The organism is Ruegeria sp. HKCCD7303 (genome assembly GCF_013111185.1).
Lineage (GTDB): Bacteria > Pseudomonadota > Alphaproteobacteria > Rhodobacterales > Rhodobacteraceae > Ruegeria.
Window position 1 is genome coordinate 71,065 of sequence record NZ_WVRE01000004.1, and the last position, 24,334, is coordinate 95,398.

The following is a 24,334-nucleotide window of genomic DNA, read 5'->3' on the forward strand; positions in this document are numbered from 1 at the left end:
CCCGGTCAAAGACGAATCAAAATTTTAAGGAGGGCAAGGTGACTGCAGCAGACCTTCATCCAATGGCCACTAGGCATATTCCCCGTTACGTTGTCGCAGCTGACGGAAGCGACTACTTGTTTTCAGCTATGGTCGTCTTTTTTGTCGTCTTGGTGGTGTTGATCGGTGTCGGGTACCTGACGCTCCATTCTGTGCCGGAAAAAATGGCCCATGAAAACAACCACCCGCAATTTCAATTGGTTGGTATTTTGGCGCTGCTTGCGCTGTTTACGCATAACGGTCTTTTCTGGGTTGCCGCCATTCTGGTCGCGGGTTTCCAATTCCCGGACTTTGCCACACCACTCAAGAACATTGCTGATGCCATTCGGTCCCTTGGCCGATCGCCTGTACCGGACCCCGTGCCCGAGACTGTTGCTCCGGCTGCACCCGTTACAGAAGCAAGCGAAGCGCAGGAGCAAAGCAAATGATCGAGACCATGCTTTGCGCCCTGATTACGGTGCTGCCCGATTATTTGTTCCGTCGGTTTGTACAGGGTAAACGTATAGGCCACGAAATCACTTTGTTTACCATGTGGTACGAACTGCGTTGGGGCCTGACGACATGTGCCATTCTGGCGCTGACTGTAATTACCACGCTGTTTTACTTCCACCCGGCCAGCAAAACGGCTGCGTCCTATTTCCGCACAGTGACGATCCTGCCTCAGCTGGGCGGGCGTGTTTCAGAGGTTTTCGTCCAGAACAACCAGTTGGTCACAGCGGGTCAGCCGATTTTCCGGATCGAAGATTTCAGCCAAACCGCACAGGTCCAGGCGGCAAATGCACAGATCGCGCAGGTCCAGGCCTCGCTTAAGGTGGCGGAAACCGATTTGGCCGAGGCCGAAGCTGGAATTGCCGGGTCCAAAGCAACTCTTGCGCAGGCGCTCGAGGATTTGGAGCGTAACACGACTTTGCGGGACGAAGGGTCAAGTGCGGTAAGACTCGCCGAGATTGAGCGCCTGGAAAACCTGGTCGCCGAGCGAGAGGCGCAGGTTGTTGCCGCTGAAGCCAAACGTGCAGCCGTTGAGCAGCAGATCGAAGAACTGATCCCAGCCCAACTGGCCAGCGCGATTGCGCAACTGGACGCCGCGCAAACCGAGCTGGACAAAACAGTTATCCTCGCCGGTGTTACTGGACGGGTTGAACAGTTTAGCTTGCAAGTCGGTGACTATGTGAGCCCGTTGCTGCGCCCCGCTGGTATTCTGGTGCCGTCCCATACGGGACATGACCGGTTCCAAGCTGCGTTCAGCCAACTGTCTGCCCAAGTCATCAAACCGGGCATGATCGGTGAGTTGGGTTGTATGACAAAGCCGTTCACCGTGATCCCGACGGTTGTGGTCGAAGTTCAGGATGTCATTCCTTCCGGCCAACTCCGTCCTTCGGACGAGCTGCGCGATGTGCAGACCAACAAAAATCCCGGATCGATCCTTGTTTATATGGAGCCGCTATACAAAGGAATGGCCGATGACATTCCACCGGGCAGCAACTGCCTGGCCAATGTCTACACGGACAACCATGAGCGGTTGGAGCACGAACACCTTGGGTTTTGGGAGGCCGCCTTCCTGCATGTGGTCGACACGATCGGTGTGGTCCATGCCGCAGGTCTGCGCCTGCGATTGATCCTGATGCCGGTGAATACTCTGGTGCTGACCGGGCACTGATCCGGCCCTGGGGAACCAAATGTAAAAGGCCCGGCAGGTATTGCCGGGCCTTTCTGTTTCAAAGTGCTGCTTTGAACAATTGCGTCAGGTTTTCTTTCGTCAACTCGATCGGGTTGCCCCCGCAAGAGGGATCAATGATCGCGCCTTCAACCAGCTCGGGGATCGAAGCTTCGGTGACGCCCAGATCAGAAAGGGTGCGCGGGATGCCGAGGCTGTCGTTGAATTCCTGCACAAAAGCGCGGAAGCCGTCAAAGCCACCATCAATGCCCAGATAAGCCGCTGCCTGTTGGAACCTGTCCGCGATGGCGGGGGCGTTGAACTCCAACACAGCGGGCATACAAACCGCGTTGGTGGTTCCGTGGTGGGTATTGAACACCGCACCAATCGGGTGGCTCATTGCGTGGATCGCGCCCAACCCTTTTTGGAAGGCCGTCGCGCCCATGGCTGCTGCGCTCATCAATTGGGCGCGGGCTTCAATATCGGTGCCGTCGGCATAGGCGCGCGGCAGGTAATCCTTCACCAGCCGCATCCCTTCCAAAGCAATGCCCTGACTCATCGGGTGATAATGCGGGCTGGAGAAGGCTTCAACGCAGTGCGCAAATGCATCCAAACCGGTACCTGCAGTGATGAATTTGGGCATTCCCACGGTAAGTTCGGGGTCGCAGATCACCACGGTTGGCAGCACCTTTGGGTGGAAGATGATCTTCTTGGCGTGGGTTACGGAATTGGTGATGACGCTGGCACGTCCCACTTCCGACCCCGTACCGGCCGTAGTTGGCACCGCGATGATCGGCGCAATCACATCCGCATCGGCGCGCGTCCACCAGTCACCGATATCCTCAAAATCCCAAACAGGGCGCGTCTGGTCGGCCATGAAAGCAACCATCTTTCCCAGATCCAGCCCCGAACCTCCGCCAAAGGCGATCACCCCGTCATGCCCTCCCGCAGTATATGCGGCGACGCCCGCTTCAAGGTTCTTCTCGTTCGGGTTGGGGTCCACATCACTGAACAGTCCGCGGCCCAAACCGGCAGCGTCCATGATATCCAGCGTTGCCGAAGTAATCGGCAGATCTGCCAAGCCCTTGTCTGTAACCAGAAGGGGTTTTTTCATCCCTGCCGCAGCACAGGCTTCGGGCAGTTCCTTGATACGCCCTGCGCCGAATTTGATTGCGGTCGGATAGGACCAGTTTCCAACAAGTGACATGTCAGGTTTCCTTTAGTATTTGAGGTCTGCTCGGGGGAGGGGGTCAAACCCGAGCAGACCATCGTCCTTAGACCGTGACCTTTTTCAGGTGGTAGGATTTGGGACGGGTGAGATTGTGATAGCCAATAACCGACAGACCGCCGCCGCGCCCGGTGTTCTTGCAGCCGGTCCAGCAAAGACCGGGGTCCAGATAATCCGCACGGTTCATGAACACCGTGCCGGTTTCGATCTGGTCGCCAACTCGCGTTGCGCGATCTACATCACGGGTCCAGAGGCTGGCGGTCAGGCCAAATTTACTGTCATTCATCAGCGCGATTGCTTCGTCATCAGACGAGACCTTCATGATGCCCACAACCGGTCCAAAGCTCTCATCCCGCATCACGCGCATGTCGTGGGTCACATTGGTCAATATTTGAGGGGTCAGATAAGCGCCGCCATCATCCTCAGGGAAGGCTTCGATATGCGCAACCGCGCCTGTCTCAATGGCCTCGGCAATTTGTGCCCGCACTTCATCGGCGAAACGCGCGTTGGCCATAGGTCCGATGGTGGTCTCAGCGTCCAGCGGGTTACCCAGCTTGTATCCCTTCACGATCTCCACCGCCTTGGCGACAAAATCGTCATAAAGGCTTTCGTGCACGTAAATGCGCTCGATCCCACAGCAGCACTGGCCCGAATTGAACATCGCGCCATCAATCAACGTATCGACAGCGGCATCCACATCGGCATCCTCCATGACATAGCCCGGGTCCTTGCCGCCCAGCTCGGTCCCGACGCCGGTAAATGTTCCAGCCGCTGCGCGTTCCATCGCCTGTCCACCGCCGACCGAGCCGGTGAAGTTCACAAAGTCAAACGCATTGCCCGCAATAAGGTCATGGGTGACGTCATGGCTCAGGAATACGTTCTGGAATACCTCTTCAGGGACGCCTGCTGCATGAAAGGCTTGCGCCATCCGCTCGCCAACCAATAGGGTCTGGGTGGCATGTTTCAGGACCACAGTGTTTCCCGCAATCAATGCCGGGGCGACTGTGTTGATCGCCGTCATATACGGATAGTTCCAGGGTGCCACCACAAACACCACCCCATGCGGAATGCGTTTGATGTAACGCTTGAATGTCTCGTCTTCCCCCACCGCGATGTCTGCCAGAGATGCCTCGGCAATCTCCGCCATGTGGCTCGCGCGTTCATTGAAGCCACCAAACTCACCGCCATAACGTACGGGACGGCCCATCATACGGGCCAGTTCTGGCACGATTTCGTCATTCATCGCACCCACGGCCGTTACGCCAGCCATGACTAGATCAATCCGTTCCTGCAAGGGCCGCGCTGCCCAGGCCGCTTGCGCGCCCCGCGCCTGACTCGCTACCCCAAACGCCGCGTCCCGAGACAACACCTCTCGTTCCGCAAAAACCGATCCATCAATCGGTGAGACACATTTCAACATCTGCCCCATGTTCACTCCATGTAGTAAATAAGCAGGATCCCTGCTTCATCTGGCCAAAAATACCTCGGGGGTCTGGGGGCAGAGCCCCCAGCCAGAACCCTACGCTCGCTCAAACCCGCGGGCGACTTCCCAGTCAGTGACCACGCGCTCGAACTCTTCGATCTCAACTTCCGCTGCACGCGAGTAGTGATCGACAACGTCGTCTCCCATCGCCTCCCGCAACATGGCCGAGCTATGCAGCGCATCCCGCGCCGCGCGCAGGTTGCCCGGGATCATGCCCGTTTCACCTTGATAAACGTCACCCGTGGTAGGCGGTTGCAACTCCAGACTTTCCTCGATCCCGGCGATCCCGGCGGCCAACATCCCGGCCAATGCCAGATAAGGGTTCATGTCTGAACCCGGAATTCGGCACTCTATCCGAACGGCCTTGGTGCCGTCGCCGCACAACCGGAATCCGGCGGTGCGATTATCGACCGACCAGATGATCCGCGTCGGCGCAAAGGTTCCCTTCATGAATCGTTTGTAGCTGTTGATGTAGGGGGCCATGAAATAGGTATAATCGGCGGCGTATTTCAGCAGACCCGCCATATAGCTTTTCATCAGATCCGACATACCCAGCTCATCATTCGCATCAAAGAAAGCCGGCTTTCCATCAGCCCAAAGTGACTGATGCACATGGCTGGAGCTGCCCACCTTGTCATGATGCCATTTCGGCAGGAACGTTGCCGCATGCCCGTGCTGCCAGGCGATCTCTTTCACGGCATTCTTGGCGATCGAATGATACTCGGCCGTGTCCATCGCAGGCGCGTATTTTATATTCAGTTCTTCCTGCCCGGTCTCGGCCTCGCCCTTCGAGTTTTCGACCGGTATTCCAGCGTCCCACAGGTGATTGCGGATCGGGCGCATCACGTGCTCTTCCTTGGTCGTTTGAAGAATGTGATAGTCTTCATTGTAGCCCGAGATCGGTTCCAGATTGCTGAAGCCTTCCTTACGAATTTCATCAAAGCTCTTCTCGAACAGGAAAAACTCCAGTTCGGTTGCGCACATCGCATCAAAACCCATAGCATTCAGTCGCGCGACCTGCTTTTTCAGGATCGAACGCGGCGCGTGCGGCACTTCTTCGTGTGTATGATGATCCAGCACATCGCACATCACCATGACCGTACCCTCAAGCCACGGAACCGGGCGCAGCGTGCTCAGATCGGGTTTCATGACATAATCACCATACCCCCGTTCCCAACTGGTCGAGGCATACCCGTCGGGTGTCGCCATCTCCAGATCGGTGGCCAGTAGGTAGTTGCAGCAATGTGTTTCTTCCCATGCGCCGGCGACGAAATGGCCTGCGTGAAAGCGCTTGCCCATCAAGCGTCCCTGCATGTCCACCAGGCAAACAAGAACAGTATCAATCTCGCCGTTGGCCACTCGTGATGTCAGGGTTTCAAAGGTCAAATTAGCGGTCATGGAGCAAACCTCATGCTTCTCAAAGGGGGCACTGGACGGCAATGCCCCCCGATTTTGATGTTAATCGAAAGTGTAAGGGGCACCGGCCTGGTTGATAACCGAGTTATACTCCCGGAATATGCCGACTATCTTCTGGTGAACTTCACCTTCCTGTGCGACCTCGTCCCAGAATTCGATGGCTGCGTTTTCGACTTCTTTCCATTCGGCGGCCGGAACCTGGCGCAGCTGCAGCTTGTCGCCATTCGCGCGCAAGGCCGCTTCACCACCCCAGTACCACTGGTTGCGATACGTGTGGCCCGCTTCGATACCCGCCATAACCACAGATTTCAGATGGTCCGGCAGTTCTGCCCAGCGTTCCTGGTTGGCGAACCACGATCCGATCCACGCGCCTGAAATGTTGTTGGTCAGGAAGTAATCTGTCACATCCGCCCAACCCACAGTGTAGTCCTCGGTGATGCCAGACCAGGCCATGCCGTCCAGTTCCCCGGTTTGTACCGCGACCTCGGCGTCTTCGTAAGGAATGTTTACCGGCACCACACCGAACTTGGCCAGGAAACGACCCGCGGTCGGGAAGGTGTAGAGTTTGAGGCCATCCAGATCGGAAAGCGTTTTGATTTCCTTTTTGGTGTTGAAGTTGCACGGGTCCTGACCCGCAGCCGACAACCATGCCACGCCGACTTTTTCGTATTCCGAACGCCAGATATCGGCCAGACCGTACTGATTGAACAGCACAGGCACATCCAGAATGTGTTTGGTTGCAAACGGGAAATAACCACCGAACTGACGCAGGGGGGTCGGTGACGCCATCGAATCGTCATCCGAGTGTACCCCGTCAATCGTGCCGCGCTGCAGAGCCTGAAACAGTTCGCCTGTTGGGACGATCTGGTCGGCGTAGAACAGCTCGATCTCAAGCTCACCATTGGCGTTTGCGTTTATGTAGTCGATTGCGGGTTTGGTTACATGCTCTCCCAACGCGCCGCCGGCATAGGTCTGGAAGCGCCACTTGATGGCTGATTGCGCTTTGACAATTGCCGGGCTCGCCAACGTGGCAGCACCTGCCAAACCGGCGGAACTTAGAAATCTGCGTCTTGTTGTCATTGTCTTTCTCCTCTGTTTGATCTTGCAGAATTTCGCCCCTTTCCGGGGTCTTGTGACTTATTTTCCGTAAACATAATTCGGTAGCCAAAGCGCAATTTCCGGGAAGATTATGATAGTGGCCAAGGCGCAGACCATCACCAGAACAAAAGGAATGATGGAGCTGTAGATATCGCGCAGTGAAATCTCCGGAGGGGCCATCGCACGCATCAGAAAGAGGTTGTAGCCGAACGGCGGCGTCATGTACGCGATCTGCGTCGTGATGGTATAAAGAACGCCATACCAGATCAGATCGAAGCCCAGTGCCCCCACCAGCGGAACGTAAAGTGGGGCGACAATGACGAGCATGGCAGTATCATCCAGGAATGTTCCCATCAGGATAAAGCTGAGTTGCATCAGGATTAGTATCATCCAAGGGGACAGGCCCAGTTTCTCGGTGAAAAGACTTTCAATGGCTTTGACCGCACCCAGCCCGTCGAAAACAGCGCCAAACGCCAGAGCCGCCAGAATGATCCACATGAACATACAGGAAATGCCCAATGTATGCCGAATGGAGTTTTCAAAGACCCTACGCGTCAGCCGACCTTTCAACGCCGCCGCTGCCATAGCCGTGATGGCTCCAATGGCGGAAGATTCCACCAGCGAGGTCCAGCCGTTCACAAACGGAACCATCATTACGGCGAAAATACCCAAAGGTAACAGACCAGACTGCAACAGGCGCAGCTTCTCCGGAAACGGAATGTCGCGCTCTTCGGCGGGTAGAACCGGACCGAGCGAAGGTGTTATGCGGCAACGGATGACAATATAGATGATGAACATCGCTGCCATCATCAGGCCCGGAAGCACGCCAGCGAGCCACAACTGGCCAACAGGTTGCCGCGCGATCATCGCGTACAGAACCAAAACCACTGACGGTGGTACAAGAATTCCCAAGGATGATCCGGCCTGTATGACACCCGTCACCATACGTTTGTCATAGTTCCGACGCAGAAGTTCCGGTAAGGCAATGGTCGCACCGATCGCCATTCCGGCTACGGACAGTCCGTTCATCGCCGAAATCAGCACCATTAGCCCGATGGTGCCAACGGCCAGCCCGCCTGACAAGCCACCCATCCAGACATGGAACATCTTGTACAAATCATCGGCGATCCGACTTTCGGACAAAATGTATCCCATGAAGATGAACATGGGCAGTGTCAGCAACGGATACCATTTCATGACCTTGATTGCGGCTGCAAACCCAAGGTCATAGCCGCCCCGATCTCCCCACAGGAAGAGAGCCGAGACCACGGCGACAAAGCCGATTGCACCGAACACTCTCTGCCCGGTCAGCATCATCAGCATCATTGATGCAAACATCAGCAAGGCAATCATTTCGTAGGACATCAGATTACCTCACGCGGGATGTCGTCGCCACGCAGGCGCAAGATGTCCTTGAACAATTCAGATACGGCTTGCAGCAACATCAGGAAGATGCCGATAACCATGATCATCTTGACCGGCCACAAGTAAGGCCTCCAAATCGTCGCGCTGCGCTCGCCGCCATATTGGAACGAGTACATCAGACTGTCCCAACCACCCCACAGCAGAACGATAAGGTAGACGATCAGAAACAGGACAGTAAACGCATCGGTCCAGGCCTTGCGGCGATGAGACCATTCACCATACAGCAAGTCCATTCGTACATTCGACCCCATCTGAATCGAATACGGACCACCAAGCATGTAGTAGGCCACCATTGCGAACTGGGCCATTTCCAGTGTCCAGAGTGATGGCAGAAAGAAAGTTTTCGAGATCGAAGACCAGAGCAGAATGCCCATCATGACGAAAATGCCATACATGATCACGCGCCCGACCCAGCGGTTCGTGCGGTCGATTACCGCCACATATCCCCGCATAAACTTCATCTCGATACCTCTGTTTTCATAATTTGGCCTCCGTGCGCGAAAACGCCGTGATGACCGATTGCAGGACTGGCGTTAGCAAACCTGCCATGAGGTTCACACCTTTTGGAGTGTCGATCAGGTCGTTCCGCACTTCGATCATGACATTTGGAAGACCGCGTTTGATCGCATGTTCCCGCAAGGTGTGCGTGACGCCATCGGTGGCCGAATAAGGTTGGTTAAGCGCAACGCTCAGCCCTGATCCTTGCGCCTGTTGCAGCATGATCTGGGCTGCCCGATCATCTTCATCATGTAAAATGCCCAGCTCCACCGTCCTTTTTTGTCCCTTGTAGACTGGCGTGAAGCTGTGGATCGTGATGACAACCGGTCGTTCATGTCTTGCGTCCAGTGTTGAAGACAACAGCTGTCGGAACGGTTCGTACACCTCGTGAAGCCGTTGGGCGCGCTGGGCCGCGGTCAGGTTTATATTGCCGGGGACTGAGAACACTTCGCTGAGGCACGGCATGGAATCTTCGCGTTCCGGTGGGCGATTGCAGTCATAGACAAGGCGACTGACGCGCGAATACACCAACGGTGCATCCAGCGCCCCCATCAGCTCAATCGATAGCTCCATCGCACCGATATCCCATGCGACATGCGACCGGGCCGCATCGTCATCCAGACCCAAATTCTGCAAAGCCGCAGGTATGAAGCGACTGGCATGTTCGCACACCAACACTGCAGGCGCGCGGCCCCGTGCATTCAGCACACGGGCTGCCGGGGCTTCGGCAGATTGCAGCAGGGATGACTCGGTTTCTTGTCGCATAGGTAGCATTTGTTACAGCAACTTCGTACCTGTCAAGAAAATTACTGTAGACAAAACTACAGGCAGGAATATTCTGTAACAAATTTAAAAATCGAGGGTGTCGATGGCCGCCGTTGTAAAGCTGGTCAAACAGCGGATTCAGGACGAATTGGACGATTTGACCCGATCAGAACGTCAGTTGGCGTCTGTCCTATTGCAGGACTATCCGATGGCAGGGCTGCAATCGATCACCAAGCTGGCGGCTGCGGCTCAGGTCTCGACGCCAACTGTTATTCGCATGGCCCGCAAGCTTGGGTTCGATGGGTTTCCGGACCTGCAGGATGCCCTGCGCGAAGAAGTGGCAGCGCAGATCAAGAAACCGATCTCGAAACGAGATGCCTGGGTTGTCGATGACGATGCCGAACACCCGACAACGCGCTTTGCGCAGGCCGTCTGGACAAACATGCGCCACACGCTGGAGCGTCTGGACAAAGAGATGTTCGACACCGTCGCCCAGCTATTGGCTGAAACGGACCGGCATCTTTATGTGGTGGGTGGCCGCATCACCCGATCCAACGCGGATTATCTGTTCAATCACATGCAGATCATCCGGCCCAACGTAACTATGCTGGGCAATTCAGCGAATGTCTGGCCGCAATACCTTTTGGACATGGATGCGTCCTCGGTCCTGGTGATCTTCGACATTCGGCGATACGAAGCGCATTTGGAGAAACTTGCGCAAGTTGCTTCAAGCCGGGGCGTAACGGTTGTTTTGTTTACGGACCAGTGGGGTTCACCAATCGGTAAGACCGCCAACTACACATTCCACGCCTTGGTCGAGGCTCCCTCGAGCTGGGATTCGACGATAGCACTGCAACTGATTTCCGAGACTCTGATTGCCGAAGTACAGGAAGCACGGTGGGAGGAAAGCAAAGAGCGGATCGAAGAACTGGAGCAGTTTTTTTCTTCGACACGAATATTCCGCAACCAGGATTGAAGGGGCGAATACGACGGGGCGCTGTGGTTCTAAAACTGAGGCGCAAAATTTGCGACTTCCTGCTTGACGCGCCCGGGTGCATGACTTAACCAACGCAAACCATTTGCGGGTATAGCTTAATGGTAAAGCCCCTGCCTTCCAAGCAGGCTATGTCGGTTCGATTCCGTCTACCCGCTCCAAGATCCCAACCTTTTCTGCGTCAAATGGCCCTTTCGGGGTGCTGATCCTTGTTGTCATGCTTGACCAAAAGGGCGGCTGAGGCCAAGAAAGCGGTCACTTCCTAGAGTTCAATCCATAAGGGCCCGACATGGCAAGACAAACCGCCAGTAAACCAGCGCCAGCCGCTGCACCCGGTGCCAGTGAAGAGCGGGCCCGCTCAAAGAAAATTGGGGTGCTGGCCTCGCTCTGGCCATTCATGAAGCCCTATAAGTTTTTGATGATTGGCGCGACATTGGCGTTGATTCTGACCGCAAGCATGACGCTGACTCTGCCACTGGCGGTTCGGCGCGTGATCGACAACTTTCGCATCCAGGACGGCGAGCTGCTGGATTGGTATTTTCTGGCCGCGTTGGGCATTGCCGCTGTTTTGGCCGTGGGCACCGGCATCCGATACGCGCTGGTCACGCGCTTGGGCGAACGCGTTGTCGCCGATATTCGCAAGGCCGTGTTCGATCGCGTGATCGCGATGAGCCCGGAATTCTATGAACGCATCATGACGGGTGAGGTGCTCAGCCGGATCACAACGGACACGACCCTGATTCAGTCGGTTCTTGGGTCTTCGGTGTCGATCGCATTGCGTAACATGTTGATGTTTTTCGGCGGGCTGGTGCTGATGTTGCTGACCTCGGCCAAATTGACGGGTTTGGTTCTGTTACTGATCCCGATTGTCATTGTTCCGATATTGGTTTTGGGTCGCCGTCTGCGTGTGATCAGCCGCGAGAATCAGGATTGGATTGCAGCCTCGTCCGGAAACGCAGGTGAAGCTCTGGGCGCTGTTCAGACGGTGCAGGCCTTTACCCACGAACAGGAAAGCCGCAAGCAATTCGGAGAGATGACCGAAACGTCCTACGTGGTATCGCTGCGCCGCATTCAAACCCGTGCGGTACTGACGGTAATTGTGATCTTTCTGGTCTTTTCGGGCATCGTCGGCGTCTTGTGGATGGGTGCAAATGATGTGCGCAACGGCGTGATGACCGAAGGCGTACTGGTGCAGTTCGTGATCTATTCGGTCATTATGGCCGGCTCGGTCGCGGCCCTGTCCGAAATCTGGAGCGAACTTCAACGCGCTGCCGGGGCAACAGAGCGTCTGGTCGAACTTCTCAATGCGCAAGACACCGTGACCGATCCTGCCAAGCCCATGATCCTGCCCAAGGATGTTCAAGGTGAAATCCGCTTCGAAGATGTCAGCTTCCGTTATCCGTCGCGTCCCGACACCGTTGCGCTGGATCATCTTTCGCTTCAGGTCAATCCGGGTGAAACGGTTGCCTTTGTCGGACCTTCCGGCGCGGGCAAGACGACAGTCATTCAGTTGATCCAGCGGTTCTATGACCCCAATTCGGGCCGGGTCACGTTGGATGGCCACGACCTGAGAGAACTGGATCGGGCAGATTTCCGTACGCATATGGCTCTGGTTCCTCAGGACCCTGTGATCTTTGCTGCCTCGGCCCGTGAAAACATCCGCTTCGGGCGTCTAGATGCAACCGATGCCGAAGTTGAAGCCGCGGCCCGTGCCGCTGCCGCGCATGACTTTATTGCTGCCTTGCCGGAAGGGTATGACAGCTTTGTTGGCGAACGCGGCGTGATGCTGTCAGGCGGTCAGAAGCAGCGTATCGCCATTGCGCGGGCCATTCTGCGCGACGCGCCGGTTCTGTTGCTGGACGAGGCAACTTCGGCTCTGGATGCGGAAAGCGAACGCGCGGTACAGGGCGCGGTGGACCAGATGCGGGCCGGACGCACAACCCTGATCGTTGCACACCGCTTGGCAACTGTGAAGAAAGCCGACCGCATTGTTGTGCTGGAAGAAGGCCGTATCGTGGCGCAAGGCAGCCATGACGATCTGGTTTCTCAGGACGGGCTCTATGCGCGTCTGGCCCGGTTGCAATTCACCGACGGTGTCGCCGCGGAATAAGGGTGACGCACGGGCATTTCCCTTTCCGCCGTAGCGTCATTCTACATTTTACTCACTGTCACAGCTAAGCCCTCGCTTGCGCGGGCTCGTTTTTGATCCCATCTTGGAGGCGAACAACAAGCCTGCGCAAAATGCGGGAGAAAATAACGGGAGGAACCACATGGCCTTTGTGGGATTGGAAGACAAAACGCGCATGGAACAGGAAATGCCGTGGGAGGATCGGGATCTGCCCGTCACCTTCCATCAGCTCTTGTCGCGCACGGCAGAGAAGTTTCCCAACCACAATGCCATCAGTTTTCAACTGTTGTCGGGACCAACCGACAAAGCCGAGACCCTGACCTGGTCACAATTGCAGGGCAAGGTTAATCAGGCTGCGAACCTCTTCCGTTCACTGGGTGTGGGCGAAAAAGATGTGGTGGCCTATGTGCTGCCCAACTGTAACGAGACTCTGATCACCATGATGGGCGGCGCGGTAGCCGGGATCGTGAACCCAATCAATCCGCTGCTTGAGCCGGAACAGATTGCGGCCATCCTGCGCGAGACCGGCGCCAAGGTTGTGGTGACGCTGAAGTCTTTCCCAAAAACGGATGTGGCCCAGAAAGTGGAGGAAGCGGTCCGCCACGCGCCCAAGGTCAGCACCATTCTGGAAATCGACCTGAACCGCTATCTGACACCGCCCAAGTCCTGGTTGGTGCCTTTCCTGCGCCCCAAGATGGGTGACAGGGAAAAACTCGCCCATGCGAATTACAAGAACTTTAATAAAGAGTTGGTCAAACAGCCGACGACGCTGACATTTGAAGACAGCAAGGAAGACCGTGTTGCGTGCTATTTCCATACGGGCGGCACGACCGGCATGCCAAAAGTGGCGCAACACAAGTATTCTGGTCTCGTCTATAACGGCTGGTTGGGACATACGCTGCTGTTTGACGAAAACGACGTCATCATGTGCCCGCTGCCTATGTTCCACGTCTTTGCTGTCCACGTGATTATGATGGCAGCCGTGTCCTCGGGCGCGCATGTGATCTTCCCGACACCAGCCGGGTATCGCGGAGACGGCGTTTTCGACAACTTCTGGAAGCTGATCGAACGCTGGAAGGTGTCTTTCATTATCACTGTACCCACTGCCATCTCGGCCAAAATGCAGCGCCCGGTTGATGCCGATATCTCAAGCGTGAAGACAGCTTTCTCTGGCTCGGCCCCGCTGCCGGTTGAGTTGTTCCGTCGCTTTGAAGAAGCTACGGGTGTGAAGATCGTCGAAGGCTATGGCCTGACCGAGGCCACGTGCCTGGTGTCGTGTAACCCTGTGGATGGTGAAAAAAAGATCGGATCGATCGGTATTCCGTTCCCCTATACGGATGTGAAAATCCTGCAAAGCGGGCCGGAGGGACCGGTCGAATGCGATACCGATCAAATCGGAGAAATCTGTATCTCGAACCCGGGTGTCTATGCGGGCAACACCTATACCGAGGCCGATAAGAACGTAGATCTCTATTATTATGACAAATACCTGCGTACGGGTGATTTGGGACGGTTTGACGAAGACGGATACCTTTGGATCACAGGCCGCGCCAAGGATCTGATCATTCGCGGTGGCCATAACATTGACCCAGCCGAAATCGAAGAAGCGCTATTGGGCCATGACGCAGTCGCGTTTGCCGGCGCCATTGGCCAGCCCGACGCGCATTCCGGTGAAGTGCCATGTGCGTTTGTAGAACTGGTCGAAGGCGCCTCGGTCACGGAAAAAGAGCTTATGGACTACTGCAAGGTTCATGTGCATGAACGTGCGGCGCAGCCCAAACATATGACCATTCTGGACGAATTGCCCAAAACTGCGGTTGGTAAGGTCTTTAAGCCCGATCTGCGTAAACAGGCTATCACACGTATCTATAATGGTGCGCTTGAGACAGCTGAGGTATCGGCGCGTGTTGTTTCGGTGATCGATGATAAAAAGCGTGGCCTTGTCGCGCAGCTTGACGCGAATGGATCTTCGGAAGACGATGTCTCGAAAGTGCTGGGCGCATATACCCAGCCGTGGGAGTGGTCTGAGTAAGCCGGAGGGACAATGGATTATGAACGCCTGATTGACGAGGAAACCTGGGCGTTCATACGTCGCACGGCTGAAAGCTATCCTGATGATGCGGTTGATCTTTCAATCGAAGATCAGCGCCGCGTCTATGACACCATGTGTCAGGATTTCCGCCAACCGCGACCTGTCGGGGTGGAAACACAGGATCTGACAGCCGATGGAGTTCCTGTCCGCATCTACACCGCTGGTCAGCCCACCCGATCCGTCGTTTATTTCCATGGCGGTGGATTTGTGTTGGGTGGGCTGGACAGCCACGATGACGTCTGCGCTGAACTTTGCGCGCAAACAGGGTATCGTGTGGTCGCAGTTGACTACAGGCTGTGCCCTGAACATGTGCACCCCGCGCAGTTCGATGATTGTTGGACAGCAGTGAACTGGGCAGCGCGTGAATATGGTGACCCGTTGATCTTGGCGGGTGACAGTGCCGGAGGAAACCTTGCCGCTGCGGTGTCCCATCACGCGCGGGGCCGATTGGAAGGCATTTTGGGCCAAGTGCTGATTTTTCCCCTGCTTGGTGGGGACCGAACCAATGGCTCCTACCTGGAACACGCCCACGCCCCGTTGCTGACTTTGGACGATATAAAGTTCTATGAATCCGTCCGATACGCCGGGGATCAGCCCGAAGGTGACCCAACCTATTTACCTTTGCAGGACAGTGATTTTTCGAACCTGCCGCCCACAGTAGTGGTGACTGCAGATTGCGATCCGCTACGGGATGATGGGCCGAACTACTGCGAGAAGATAGCGGCGACAGGAGGTAAGGCCCATTGGATCAATGAGTCCGGCCTGGTTCATGGCTATTTGCGCGCTCGTACCTCGGTGAAACGCGCAGCAGAAAGCTTTGAGCGTATCTCGGTCGCTATCGAAGCGCTGGGGCAGGGGATCTGGTCTTACGACTAAGTCCTTTACCGCCTAAAAAGCGGATGAACGTTATCGCAAGAAAACTTCGCCCTTCATCGTTTCTGCGACGGGCGCGCCCATGCGATGCAGGATCGTGGGGGCCAACTGCAATTGGTAGATTATAGTATCTGCGTCGGGGCCGTCCGCGTTGCCGAAGTAATACAGCGCCGTTTCCTGCTGCAGCGGTCCTCGCCCACCGTGATGACCGCGTTCATCCTGACCGTGATCAGCGGTCACGATAACTTCGTAGCCCAGTTGCCGCCAACGGGGAATGAAGGGCGCCAGCATCTCGTCCGCGACAAAGCATGCGTGGTCCATTTCCTCGCAATCGTGGAAGAACCGGTGACCCATGCTGTCCAACGTGCAGGCGTGCAGGATGCCATAATCCAGCCCGAAGCGCAGGCAGAGATTCGTGAGGGTTCCGTACAGATCGACATCGGACGGTGTCATCTGATTGTCTTTGCCATAGCCGGTCATGGTGTGGAAACGACCGTGGTTGATGGTCTGGCTTTCGGGTTCGTCATATTCGATGTCACGGACATAGTCGAAGGGGTGGCGGTTGAAAAACTGCGACCAATAGCTGTGGGTGACCGCTCCGGTTACACCGCCGCCTTCGCGGACCTGGCTGAACACATCCTTGTGGCTCAGCCGAAAAACATTGCCGTTGCCGGTGCAGCCATGTTCCTGCGGTGTCACACCTGTATGGATCGATGCATAGCAGCTGGCCGAAGTAGAGGGCAGCACTGCGCGCAGCTTCCAAACCCGCGCGTCGCCGCTGTCGACCCAGCCTTCCAGATTGCCAAACAGGCGGCGAAAATTGCGGTAGGGGACGCCGTCCAGAATGATGAGCAGAAGTTTGCGGTCCATGCCCGAGCCTTTCAGTAATTTCTTCAGCCGAGCCTAGGAGATTCGCGGCTCAAAACACGACTGTTCACGCCCCCAATAGCAAAATCCCGACACCTGTCATTGGACAAAGCGCCGGGATTTTCAGATTTCATGGAACTGTCACAAGCGTGGATCAGTTCCCCGCGCTCTCCATCTTGCGATGGGCGACAACCTCTTCCAGCCAGCCCAGATGCATTTCGGGCACGGAACTGAGCAAAAGGTCGGTATAGTCGTCGAATGGCGGGCTGAGCACCTGCGATTTTGGACCGTACCGCACAACTCGTCCCTGATACATCACCGCAATACTGTCGCTGATTGCACGGACAGTTGCCAGATCGTGGGTGATGAACAGATAGGCCACATTCTCGATCTTCTGCAGGTCTAGAAGCAGCTTGAGAATACCATCCGCCACAAGTGGGTCGAGCGCCGATGTCACCTCATCACAGATGATCATCTTGGGTTTCGCAGCCAGGGATCGCGCGATGCAAACACGCTGTTTCTGACCACCAGACAGCTCGGCCGGATATCGGTCGATGAACTTTTCGCCCAGTTCGATTTCATCCAGCAATTCGATGATCCGCTTGCGCTTTTCCGCTCCGCGCATGTTGAAGTAGAACTCCAGCGGGCGGCCAATGATTGTACCAACCGTCTGACGCGGGTTCATCGCCACGTCGGCCATCTGATAGATCATCTGCAATTCGCGCAGGTCTTCGCGGGTTCGGCCTTTGAGGTCCGACGAGAGCTTGCGCCCGGCAAAGGTAATCTCTCCTTCGCGCGGTGGCAGCAGGCCAGTGATCACGCGCGCCAGCGTGGACTTGCCCGAGCCAGACTCGCCGACAACAGCCAATGTCTGCCCCGGATGAAGCTCGACATTGACGTTGTGCAACACGTCGAAATTCAGGCCCTTATAACGCGCAGTGATCCCATCAACGCTGAGCACGGGGTCCGCCGTTGGCTGTTTCTCTTCATGCTCGATCGAGCGTACCGAGACCAAAGCTTGCGTATACTCTTCCTGCGGATTGTTGATGATCTGATCCGTGTTCCCGTATTCAACGGTATTGCCCATTTTCAGGACCATGATGTCGTCGCTCACTTGCGCCACAACCGCAAGGTCGTGGGTGATATACAGCGCGGCAACACCAGTGTCGGCAATGGCCTCTTTAATCGCCATCAACACGTCGATCTGGGTGGTCACGTCCAGCGCGGTGGTTGGTTCGTCGAACACCACCAGATCAGGTTCGGGACACAGCGCCAGCGCCGTCATGCAGCGCTGCAACTGACCCCCAGAGACCTGGTGCGGGTAACGATCGCCGATATTGTCCGGATCGGGCAGACCCAGCTTGGCGAACAGCTCACGCGCGCGACTTTCGGCTTCTTTGCGGCTGAACTTTTTCTGTTCAACCGCAGCCTCGACCACCTGATCCATGATTTTTTTGGCAGGGTTAAAGGACGCAGCAGCGGACTGAGACACATAAGTCACCTCGCCCCCGCGCAGCTTGCGAATATCCCGATGTGAAGTTTTTAGAATATCGCGCCCGTTGACCCAAACCTCTCCGCCTGTGATCTTCACGCCACCCCGGCCATAGGCCATGGACGCTAGACCGATCGTGGATTTACCGGCCCCGGATTCACCGATCAGACCGAGCACCTTACCAGGTGCCAGGTCGAAGCTGACCCCATGCACAATCTCAATGTCATGGGGTTTTTCACCCGGTGGGTAGACGGTTGCGCCGATTTTGAGGTCGCGGACCTTGAGAAGTGGATCACTCATCCCCGGCCTCCTTTCAGTGATGTGGTTCGGTTCAAGACCCAGTCGGCCACAAGGTTGACCGAAATCGCCAGCGTCGCGATGGCAACGGCGGGCAACAAGGCGGCGGGAATGCCATACACGATGCCTTCCTTGTTCTCCTTCACGATGCCACCCCAGTCAGCCTCGGGCGGTTGTACACCAAGACCCAGGAAGGACAGGGTTGAGACGAAAAGTACGGCAAAGATGAAACGCAAGCCCATCTCGGCAACCAGCGGTGAAAGCGCGTTGGGCAGGATTTCCCGGAAGATGATCCAACCGTTTTTCTCGCCCCGAAGACGGGCGGCTTCGACATAATCCATGACTGTAATGTCGACAGCGACAGCACGGGCCAGACGATAGACCCGCGTCGAGTCCAACAAGCCCATAACGACGATCAAAATCGGAACTGTCACAGGCATCACCGACAGTACCACAAGGGCAAAGATCAAGGTCGGTATCGACATGATCAGATCGACAAAGCGCGACAGCACCTGGTCGACCCAGCCCCCCATCACAGCCGCAAAGAAGCCCAGGACCGAGCCGGTCACGAAGGACAGGATGGTCGCAGCCGTTGCGATGAAGATTGTCGTGCGACCGCCATAGATCATGCGGCTAAGCAGATCGCGACCGATATTGTCGGTGCCCAGCCAGAAGTTTGACTCGGTGAAACCTGCGGGAGCGATCCCAAGCATGATCTCGATCTTTGAGGGTTCCCATACATCGCCGACCACTTGGGCCATGCCGTAGGGGGCGATGAGCGGCGCGAACAGCGCCATGAGAAAGTAGAGGGCCGTCAGGAACAACCCGATCAGTGCGGAAATAGGGATGTTCTTCATTTCGGGTGCCTCAGACGCGGGTTGGCCAGGATCGAGACGATGTCCGCGACCATATTGAGGCCGATGTAGACGGCCGCGAAGATCAGACCACAGGCCTGCACCACCGGAACATCACGTTTCGCAACATGATCGACCAGGTATTGGCCCATTCCAGGGTAGACAAAGACCACCTCGATCACCACGACACCGACCACAAGATAGGCCAGATTCAGCATCACGACGTTTACGATCGGGGCGATGGCGTTCGGGAAGGCATGGCGTGCAATCACCTGAAACCCGGTCAGGCCTTTAAGCTCGGCGGTTTCGATATAAGCCGATTGCATGACGTTCAAAATCGCCGCACGGGTCATACGCATCATATGCGCCAAAACCACGAGCGTCAGAACCATTACGGGCAGGGCGATAGCCTGAAGCTTTTGCAAAAGGCTCATATGGTCACCAATCATTGCGACCGATGGGAACCAGCCCAGTTTTACCGCGATGAAATACATAAGCAGGTAGCCGATCAGGAATTCCGGGATCGAGATTGAGGCCAGTGTCACTGCCGAAATCAGCTTGTCAGGCCACCGGTCCTTATAGCGTACGGCAATCAGGCCCAACATGATGGCCAGAGGCACCGAAATGATCGCAGCCCAGAAGGCCAGAAAAAGGGTGTTCGACATCCGCTGTCCGATGCTTTCAGCAATGTCACGGCCGTTGGTCAAAGCGGTCCCCAGATCGCCTTGCAGGGCCCCAAACAGCCAGTCGAAATAGCGGGTGAGCGGCGGATCATTCAGCCCGAGCTCTTCACGAAGGTTGGCCAGCGACTCCGGCGTAGCGGATTGCCCCAGGATCGATTGTGCCACATCGCCGGGCAAAATCATTGTCCCTGCAAAAATCAGTGCTGACGCCGCGATAAGGAGAAGGGTACTCAGCGCAAGGCGCTGAGCAACCAGTATTATGATGGGATGCATTGACCTGGAACCTTAGGCTTTCCAGGTGAATTTCGACGCGTACCAATACATCATGGCGCCGTTCGGGTCAGGAACATATCCTTGGACTTCGTTGCTGACTGCGTCAATGAAGTCGTTGAACATTGGCAGGATCAGGCCGCCTTCGTCACGCACCATCATGCCCATTTTCGAGTAGATTTCCTTGCGCTTCGCGTCATCCAGTTCGCTGCGTGCCGCCAGCAGCATTTCGTCAAACTCGGGGCGCTTGAAGCGTGTGTCGTTCCAGTCAGCAGTTGACAGATACGCGGTCGCGTACATCTGATCCTGAACCGGGCGCCCGCTCCAGTACGACGCGCAGAATGGTTGCACATTCCAGACTTCGGACCAGTACCCGTCATTTGGTTCGCGTTTGACCTCCAAAGGAATCCCCGCAGCCTGTGCCGTTTGCTGGAACAATGCGGCTGCGTCCACGGCACCGGGGAAGGCTCCATCGGCCGTGCGAAGGATGATCGGTGAGCCGTCATGCCCGGATTTCTTGTAATGCTCAGCAGCTTTTGCTGGGTCGTACTCACGCTGCGGAATACTATCGTCAAACAGCGGATAGGCAGCGTTGATTGGCATGTCGTTGCCGATACCGCCATACCCGCGCAGGATTTTATCAACCATTTCCTCGCGGTTGATGGCATATTTCAATGCCAACCTCAGTTCGTTTGCATCAAATGGTGCAGTATCCACATGCATGATGAACACGTAGTGGCCCCGCCCCGAGACATTCTGAACCGACAGATTTGGCGCCCGGTCCAGCAGTTGGGCAATCTTGGGCTCAACCCGGTTGATGATGTCTACCTGACCTGACTGAAGTGCGGCGGTCCGGGCTGTTGCATCGTTCAGCGTGATTACTTCGACACTGTCGTAATGGGCAAAAGCGTCGCCGCCCCAGTAATTCGGATTGCGGACAAACTGCATACGCACGCCTGGCTCGTCGCTCTCCAGAACATAAGGTCCGGTGCCGACGGCCGAGTTCGGATCATCAAAGCCACCGTCTGGCTGGATTTTCAAGTGATAGTCGGCAAGCAAGTAGGGTAGATCGGCATTGCCGATTTCCATTGTGACTTCAAAGGTGTCCCCGTCGACCCGCATCGATTCAATGCCCTGCACGATACCTAGTGCACCAGACTGAGAATCTTCATTTGTGTGGCGCTCCATCGTGCGCATGATGTCTTCTGGGGTGACTGTTTTACCATTGGAGAATTCGATACCCTGTCGGACTTTGAAGCGCCAAGTCTTTGCATCCGCAGACCCTTCCCAGCTTTCGGCAACCAACCCTTCAAGTTCGCCCTTGCCATTTACTTCGACCAGCGTCTCGCCCCACTGCTGGCCACCAGCAATCGGAACATCGGACGACCACAACGCCGGATCCTGCGTATTTGTGCTTTCGCCCCCTTGAACGCCCATTTTGAAGGTTCCACCCTTCACTGGACCCGCCGCACGAGCGGCGTCGGCAAACATAGTGCTGGCCATGGCAGCCGAAACACCCAATGCAGCTGCTTTCCCCATGAATTCGCGGCGGGTCATTTTCCCTGCTGTGACCTGACCGGCCATATGTGTGATTTGTTCGTTCATTTAATCTTCTCCCTATTGAGTGGTATTAGCCCTTTTCGGACTTTTTATTGACGCTTGAGTCAACGTTGGCTTATTTCTGCTAGTCGGGCAAGGATATTTCGTGCCGATATCAAAAACGATCGTCTGCACATGGACGACACGAAGGGATGTCACGAACGCAGTGTCCGTGATCTGTCTAAAAGAAAACTGGCAATTTTTGATATTTCCAGACGCTTGTGGATCACAATGTGGGCAAGGCGTCTAATTACCCTCGTATTGCGACGACCAGATCCATGACGTTGGTCCCGGTTGGTCCGGTCGTCAGCAACGCGTCAACTTTGTCCAGAAACGATCCACTGTCAGCATTTTGAAGATAGGTTTCGGCCCCATCGGCCCAGGTGGTGCCGCAAACGATTCCTCCGGCTGCGTTTGTTGGGCCGTCGGTTCCATCCGTGCCGCCAACAACAATTGCCAGGCCAGACTGCCCCGAGATTTCTTTGGCCAAAGCAAGCGCCAGTGCCTGATTACGACCCCCACGACCGGGTTTTTCCGGCAGGACTACAGTTGGTTCACCGCCAAAGATCATAACGCCTTTGTCCATGCCGCGCAGCATTGGCCCCAGTTTCGCGGCGACTTGCAAATAGTCGTCATGCAGGGCTTCTTCATTTGCAAGAACCGCAAGGCCTGCCATATCCGCAGCCGCGACCGCCGCATTCCGCGCATGGGCATTGGAAGCCACTATCTGCGTGGTGGCGGTAAAGGTGTAGTTGTCCGGCAACGCGCCGATGCCCGAGCCAATGACATTCAGATCATCCCCTGGCACATCGGAAATCGCCAGCACAGTGGCACGCGCGCCTTTGAAATGAGACAGCAATCCGCCGCCTTTGATACGAGACAGCTTGCGCCGCTCGGCGTTCATGGCGCGGATGTCCAAACCTTCCGACAGCAGCTTGCGATTCAACGCCTCAAGATCACCCACAGATGTTCCTGGCAACAGATCCTCGGCCAATGAGGATGCCCCGCCCGAAACCAGCAACAGGACATGTGACCCGGGGTGCATCTGCTCCATCGCCAGGCGCAGCGCCCGCCCACCGGCAAGGCTGCGGTCGTCTGGCACCGGGTGCGAGGCTTCGATTACCTCGACCGCGTCTGGCAGGTCGCGGCCGTGATCGTCCTTGGTCACGACAAGCGTGGGGACCGAGCCAAATTGCGCCAGCGCTGCACGCGCCATCGCAGCCGCGGGTTTGCCGACGGCCAGTATCCGGTCCGGCTTGGGAACACCAGGCAGTGCGGCTTTGGTGGCGGTATATCCGTCAACCGCATCAACCCCGGCCTGCCAAAAATCTACCGCTTGTTTTGATATGTCCATCAGTTCTCGATCCAGATCGTGACAGGGCCGTCATTCACAAGTTCAACGGCCATGTCAGCCCCAAACTGTCCGGTTTCCACCGCAACGCCCTGTGCGCCAAGGTGAGCTGCAAATTCCTTGTACAGGTGCTCGCCCTGATCCGGTGGTGCTGCGTTTGAAAACCCTGGTCGGTTGCCGCTTGTTGTATCGGCGGCCAGCGTGAACTGGCTGATCACCAACGCTGATCCGCCAACATCCAGCAACGAGCGGTTCATTTTGCCTGCGTCATCCTTGAAGATACGTAGTTTCGCGGCTTTTTCCGCAAGCTTCCGGGCCTTCATGTCGTCATCACCCTGCATCGCGCAAACAAGAATCATAAGGCCCGGCCCTGACGAACCTATGGCTGCATCATCAACCGACACTTTGGCGTATGACACCCTCTGCAATACTGCGCGCACGTGGTTCCTCCCTAAACGCGATAGGACTGCCCTTGCGCCCGTTTAACCGCGCCATTGCACAAAGTCACTCGGTGCGGCGCGATCTGTTCGAAAGTTATTTGCCGGATGATCCGGATCGGCAAAGCCAAACGAAATTGCGCAAAGGATCAGGCGATCCTTAGGGATTTGAAAATACCGATGCAGAAAGGGGCCGTAAGTGGCCAGGGCCGCTTGGGGTATTGTCGCCACACCCAAAGCCTGCGCGGCCAGCGTGAAGGCCGTGACAAAACCACCGCAATCCATCGCGCCATAGGGTCCAAGTTCTGCCGGACTTGATAGGATGGCGCAGTGTGGCGCGCCGAACAGGGAAAAGTTCTGCATCATCTGCTGCGCCGACCCGGCGCGATCCCCGCGTTCCACTCCAACAGCTTCGTAAAGCGCCCAGCCACAGGCGCGGCGGCGGTCTTGGTACACGCCAGAATAAGATGTTGGAAACGGAAGATCGGGAGCGGGCGTTCCGCTGACAGCCTCGTTTTGCATCGCTTCACGGAAAGTATCCGTTTCGTCTGCGCTGGTGATTGCCAACTGCCAGGGTTGCGCATTGCACCAGCTGGGAACGCGAGATGCGCTGGCGACGATCTGCTCGATCTGCGCGCGGGGGACAGGATCAGGCAGAAACGCCCGGCAGGAATGGCGGTCTCTCAGAAGGGTATTCAGTTCAGCAAACGACACAACAGGCTCATCCCTTTGTTTTCCGAACTGAACATGGCCGCGCTTCGTCGGATGCACAAGCCTGTCTGCAGGTCTGC

General features: G+C 56.2%; 22 protein-coding genes, 1 tRNA gene and 1 pseudogene. 7 read left to right on the top strand and 17 right to left on the bottom strand.

Annotated elements, in window-relative coordinates; translation table 11 throughout:
• Positions 1-62 precede the first annotated feature (62 nt).
• Positions 63-467 carry a hypothetical protein gene (locus tag GS630_RS12160; protein ID WP_216599800.1) on the top strand — a complete coding sequence of 135 codons (405 nt, stop codon included), beginning with the start codon at positions 63-65 and terminating at the stop codon, positions 465-467.
• Positions 464-1,696: an HlyD family secretion protein gene (locus GS630_RS12165; protein ID WP_171620532.1), complete on the top strand. Its 1,233-nt coding sequence runs from the start codon at positions 464-466 to the stop codon at positions 1,694-1,696. The genes GS630_RS12160 and GS630_RS12165 overlap by 4 nt, the downstream gene beginning before the upstream one ends.
• A gap of 58 nt (positions 1,697-1,754) precedes the next feature.
• On the opposite strand, the gene GS630_RS12170 is transcribed toward GS630_RS12165, so the two are convergent.
• From GS630_RS12170 to GS630_RS12200, 7 genes are all read right to left on the bottom strand, one after another.
• Positions 1,755-2,900: an iron-containing alcohol dehydrogenase gene (locus GS630_RS12170; protein ID WP_171620534.1), complete on the bottom strand. Its 1,146-nt coding sequence runs from the start codon at positions 2,898-2,900 to the stop codon at positions 1,755-1,757.
• A gap of 67 nt (positions 2,901-2,967) precedes the next feature.
• Positions 2,968-4,350, bottom strand: coding sequence for an aldehyde dehydrogenase family protein (locus GS630_RS12175; protein WP_171620536.1), 1,383 nt, complete (start codon positions 4,348-4,350; stop codon positions 2,968-2,970).
• A 90-nt stretch (positions 4,351-4,440) separates the two neighbouring features.
• Positions 4,441-5,802, bottom strand: a complete 1,362-nt coding sequence (locus GS630_RS12180) for a glutamine synthetase family protein (protein WP_171620539.1) — start codon at positions 5,800-5,802, stop codon at positions 4,441-4,443.
• 60 nt (positions 5,803-5,862) lie between these two features.
• On the bottom strand, positions 5,863-6,900 hold the full coding sequence (locus GS630_RS12185) for a TRAP transporter substrate-binding protein (RefSeq protein ID WP_171175595.1): 1,038 nt from the start codon (positions 6,898-6,900) through the stop codon (positions 5,863-5,865).
• Between the two features lie 57 nt (positions 6,901-6,957).
• Positions 6,958-8,283, bottom strand: coding sequence for a TRAP transporter large permease subunit (locus tag GS630_RS12190; protein ID WP_171175593.1), 1,326 nt, complete (start codon positions 8,281-8,283; stop codon positions 6,958-6,960).
• Positions 8,283-8,804 (bottom strand): TRAP transporter small permease subunit, encoded by a 522-nt coding sequence (locus GS630_RS12195; protein ID WP_171175590.1) that lies wholly within the window; start codon positions 8,802-8,804, stop codon positions 8,283-8,285. Before GS630_RS12195 ends, GS630_RS12190 begins: the two co-directional genes overlap by 1 nt.
• Before the next feature lie 16 nt (positions 8,805-8,820).
• Complete coding sequence (locus tag GS630_RS12200) at positions 8,821-9,606, bottom strand: N-formylglutamate amidohydrolase (protein WP_245223221.1); 786 nt, start codon at positions 9,604-9,606, stop codon at positions 8,821-8,823.
• Positions 9,607-9,709: 103 nt separating this feature from the next.
• On the opposite strand from GS630_RS12200, the gene GS630_RS12205 reads away from it, so the two are divergent.
• From GS630_RS12205 to GS630_RS12225, 5 genes are all read left to right on the top strand, one after another.
• Positions 9,710-10,582, top strand: a complete 873-nt coding sequence (locus tag GS630_RS12205; RefSeq protein ID WP_171175586.1) for a MurR/RpiR family transcriptional regulator — start codon at positions 9,710-9,712, stop codon at positions 10,580-10,582.
• Positions 10,583-10,687: 105 nt separating this feature from the next.
• Positions 10,688-10,761, top strand: a tRNA-Gly gene (locus GS630_RS12210).
• 128 nt (positions 10,762-10,889) lie between these two features.
• A complete protein-coding gene (locus tag GS630_RS12215) occupies positions 10,890-12,710 on the top strand; it encodes an ABC transporter transmembrane domain-containing protein (protein WP_171235432.1) in 1,821 nt (606 codons plus the stop codon).
• Positions 12,711-12,870: 160 nt separating this feature from the next.
• The gene (locus GS630_RS12220; protein WP_171620541.1) at positions 12,871-14,760 is read left to right on the top strand and encodes an acyl-CoA synthetase; all 1,890 of its coding nucleotides are present in this window, start codon (positions 12,871-12,873) and stop codon (positions 14,758-14,760) included.
• Positions 14,761-14,772: 12 nt separating this feature from the next.
• Positions 14,773-15,696 (top strand): alpha/beta hydrolase, encoded by a 924-nt coding sequence (locus GS630_RS12225; protein ID WP_171620543.1) that lies wholly within the window; start codon positions 14,773-14,775, stop codon positions 15,694-15,696.
• 30 nt (positions 15,697-15,726) lie between these two features.
• On the opposite strand, the gene GS630_RS12230 is transcribed toward GS630_RS12225, so the two are convergent.
• The 10 genes and pseudogenes from GS630_RS12230 to GS630_RS12265 form a co-directional block, all read right to left on the bottom strand.
• Complete coding sequence (locus GS630_RS12230; protein WP_171620545.1) at positions 15,727-16,563, bottom strand: alkaline phosphatase family protein; 837 nt, start codon at positions 16,561-16,563, stop codon at positions 15,727-15,729.
• Between the two features lie 151 nt (positions 16,564-16,714).
• Positions 16,715-18,352 carry an ABC transporter ATP-binding protein gene (locus tag GS630_RS12235; protein ID WP_171175561.1) on the bottom strand — a complete coding sequence of 546 codons (1,638 nt, stop codon included), beginning with the start codon at positions 18,350-18,352 and terminating at the stop codon, positions 16,715-16,717.
• On the bottom strand, positions 18,349-19,206 hold the full coding sequence (locus tag GS630_RS12240; RefSeq protein WP_171175559.1) for an ABC transporter permease: 858 nt from the start codon (positions 19,204-19,206) through the stop codon (positions 18,349-18,351). The genes GS630_RS12235 and GS630_RS12240 overlap by 4 nt, the downstream gene beginning before the upstream one ends.
• Positions 19,203-19,808 carry an ABC transporter permease gene (locus GS630_RS22600; RefSeq protein WP_371732306.1) on the bottom strand — a complete coding sequence of 202 codons (606 nt, stop codon included), beginning with the start codon at positions 19,806-19,808 and terminating at the stop codon, positions 19,203-19,205. The genes GS630_RS12240 and GS630_RS22600 overlap by 4 nt, the downstream gene beginning before the upstream one ends.
• Positions 19,796-19,897 carry a hypothetical protein gene (locus GS630_RS22605; protein ID WP_371732307.1) on the bottom strand — a complete coding sequence of 34 codons (102 nt, stop codon included), beginning with the start codon at positions 19,895-19,897 and terminating at the stop codon, positions 19,796-19,798. Before GS630_RS22605 ends, GS630_RS22600 begins: the two co-directional genes overlap by 13 nt.
• Positions 19,898-19,934: 37 nt before the next feature.
• Positions 19,935-20,159, bottom strand: a pseudogene (locus tag GS630_RS22610) (ABC transporter permease); the annotation flags it as partial.
• Between the two features lie 12 nt (positions 20,160-20,171).
• Positions 20,172-21,761, bottom strand: a complete 1,590-nt coding sequence (locus tag GS630_RS12250; RefSeq protein ID WP_171175554.1) for an ABC transporter substrate-binding protein — start codon at positions 21,759-21,761, stop codon at positions 20,172-20,174.
• A 244-nt stretch (positions 21,762-22,005) separates the two neighbouring features.
• Positions 22,006-23,109, bottom strand: coding sequence for a glycerate kinase (locus tag GS630_RS12255; protein ID WP_171620547.1), 1,104 nt, complete (start codon positions 23,107-23,109; stop codon positions 22,006-22,008).
• The gene (gene dtd / locus GS630_RS12260) at positions 23,109-23,546 is read right to left on the bottom strand and encodes a D-aminoacyl-tRNA deacylase (protein WP_171620549.1); all 438 of its coding nucleotides are present in this window, start codon (positions 23,544-23,546) and stop codon (positions 23,109-23,111) included. The genes GS630_RS12255 and dtd overlap by 1 nt, the downstream gene beginning before the upstream one ends.
• 42 nt (positions 23,547-23,588) lie before the next feature.
• Positions 23,589-24,257 carry a nitroreductase family protein gene (locus tag GS630_RS12265; RefSeq protein ID WP_171620551.1) on the bottom strand — a complete coding sequence of 223 codons (669 nt, stop codon included), beginning with the start codon at positions 24,255-24,257 and terminating at the stop codon, positions 23,589-23,591.
• Positions 24,258-24,334 lie beyond the last annotated feature (77 nt).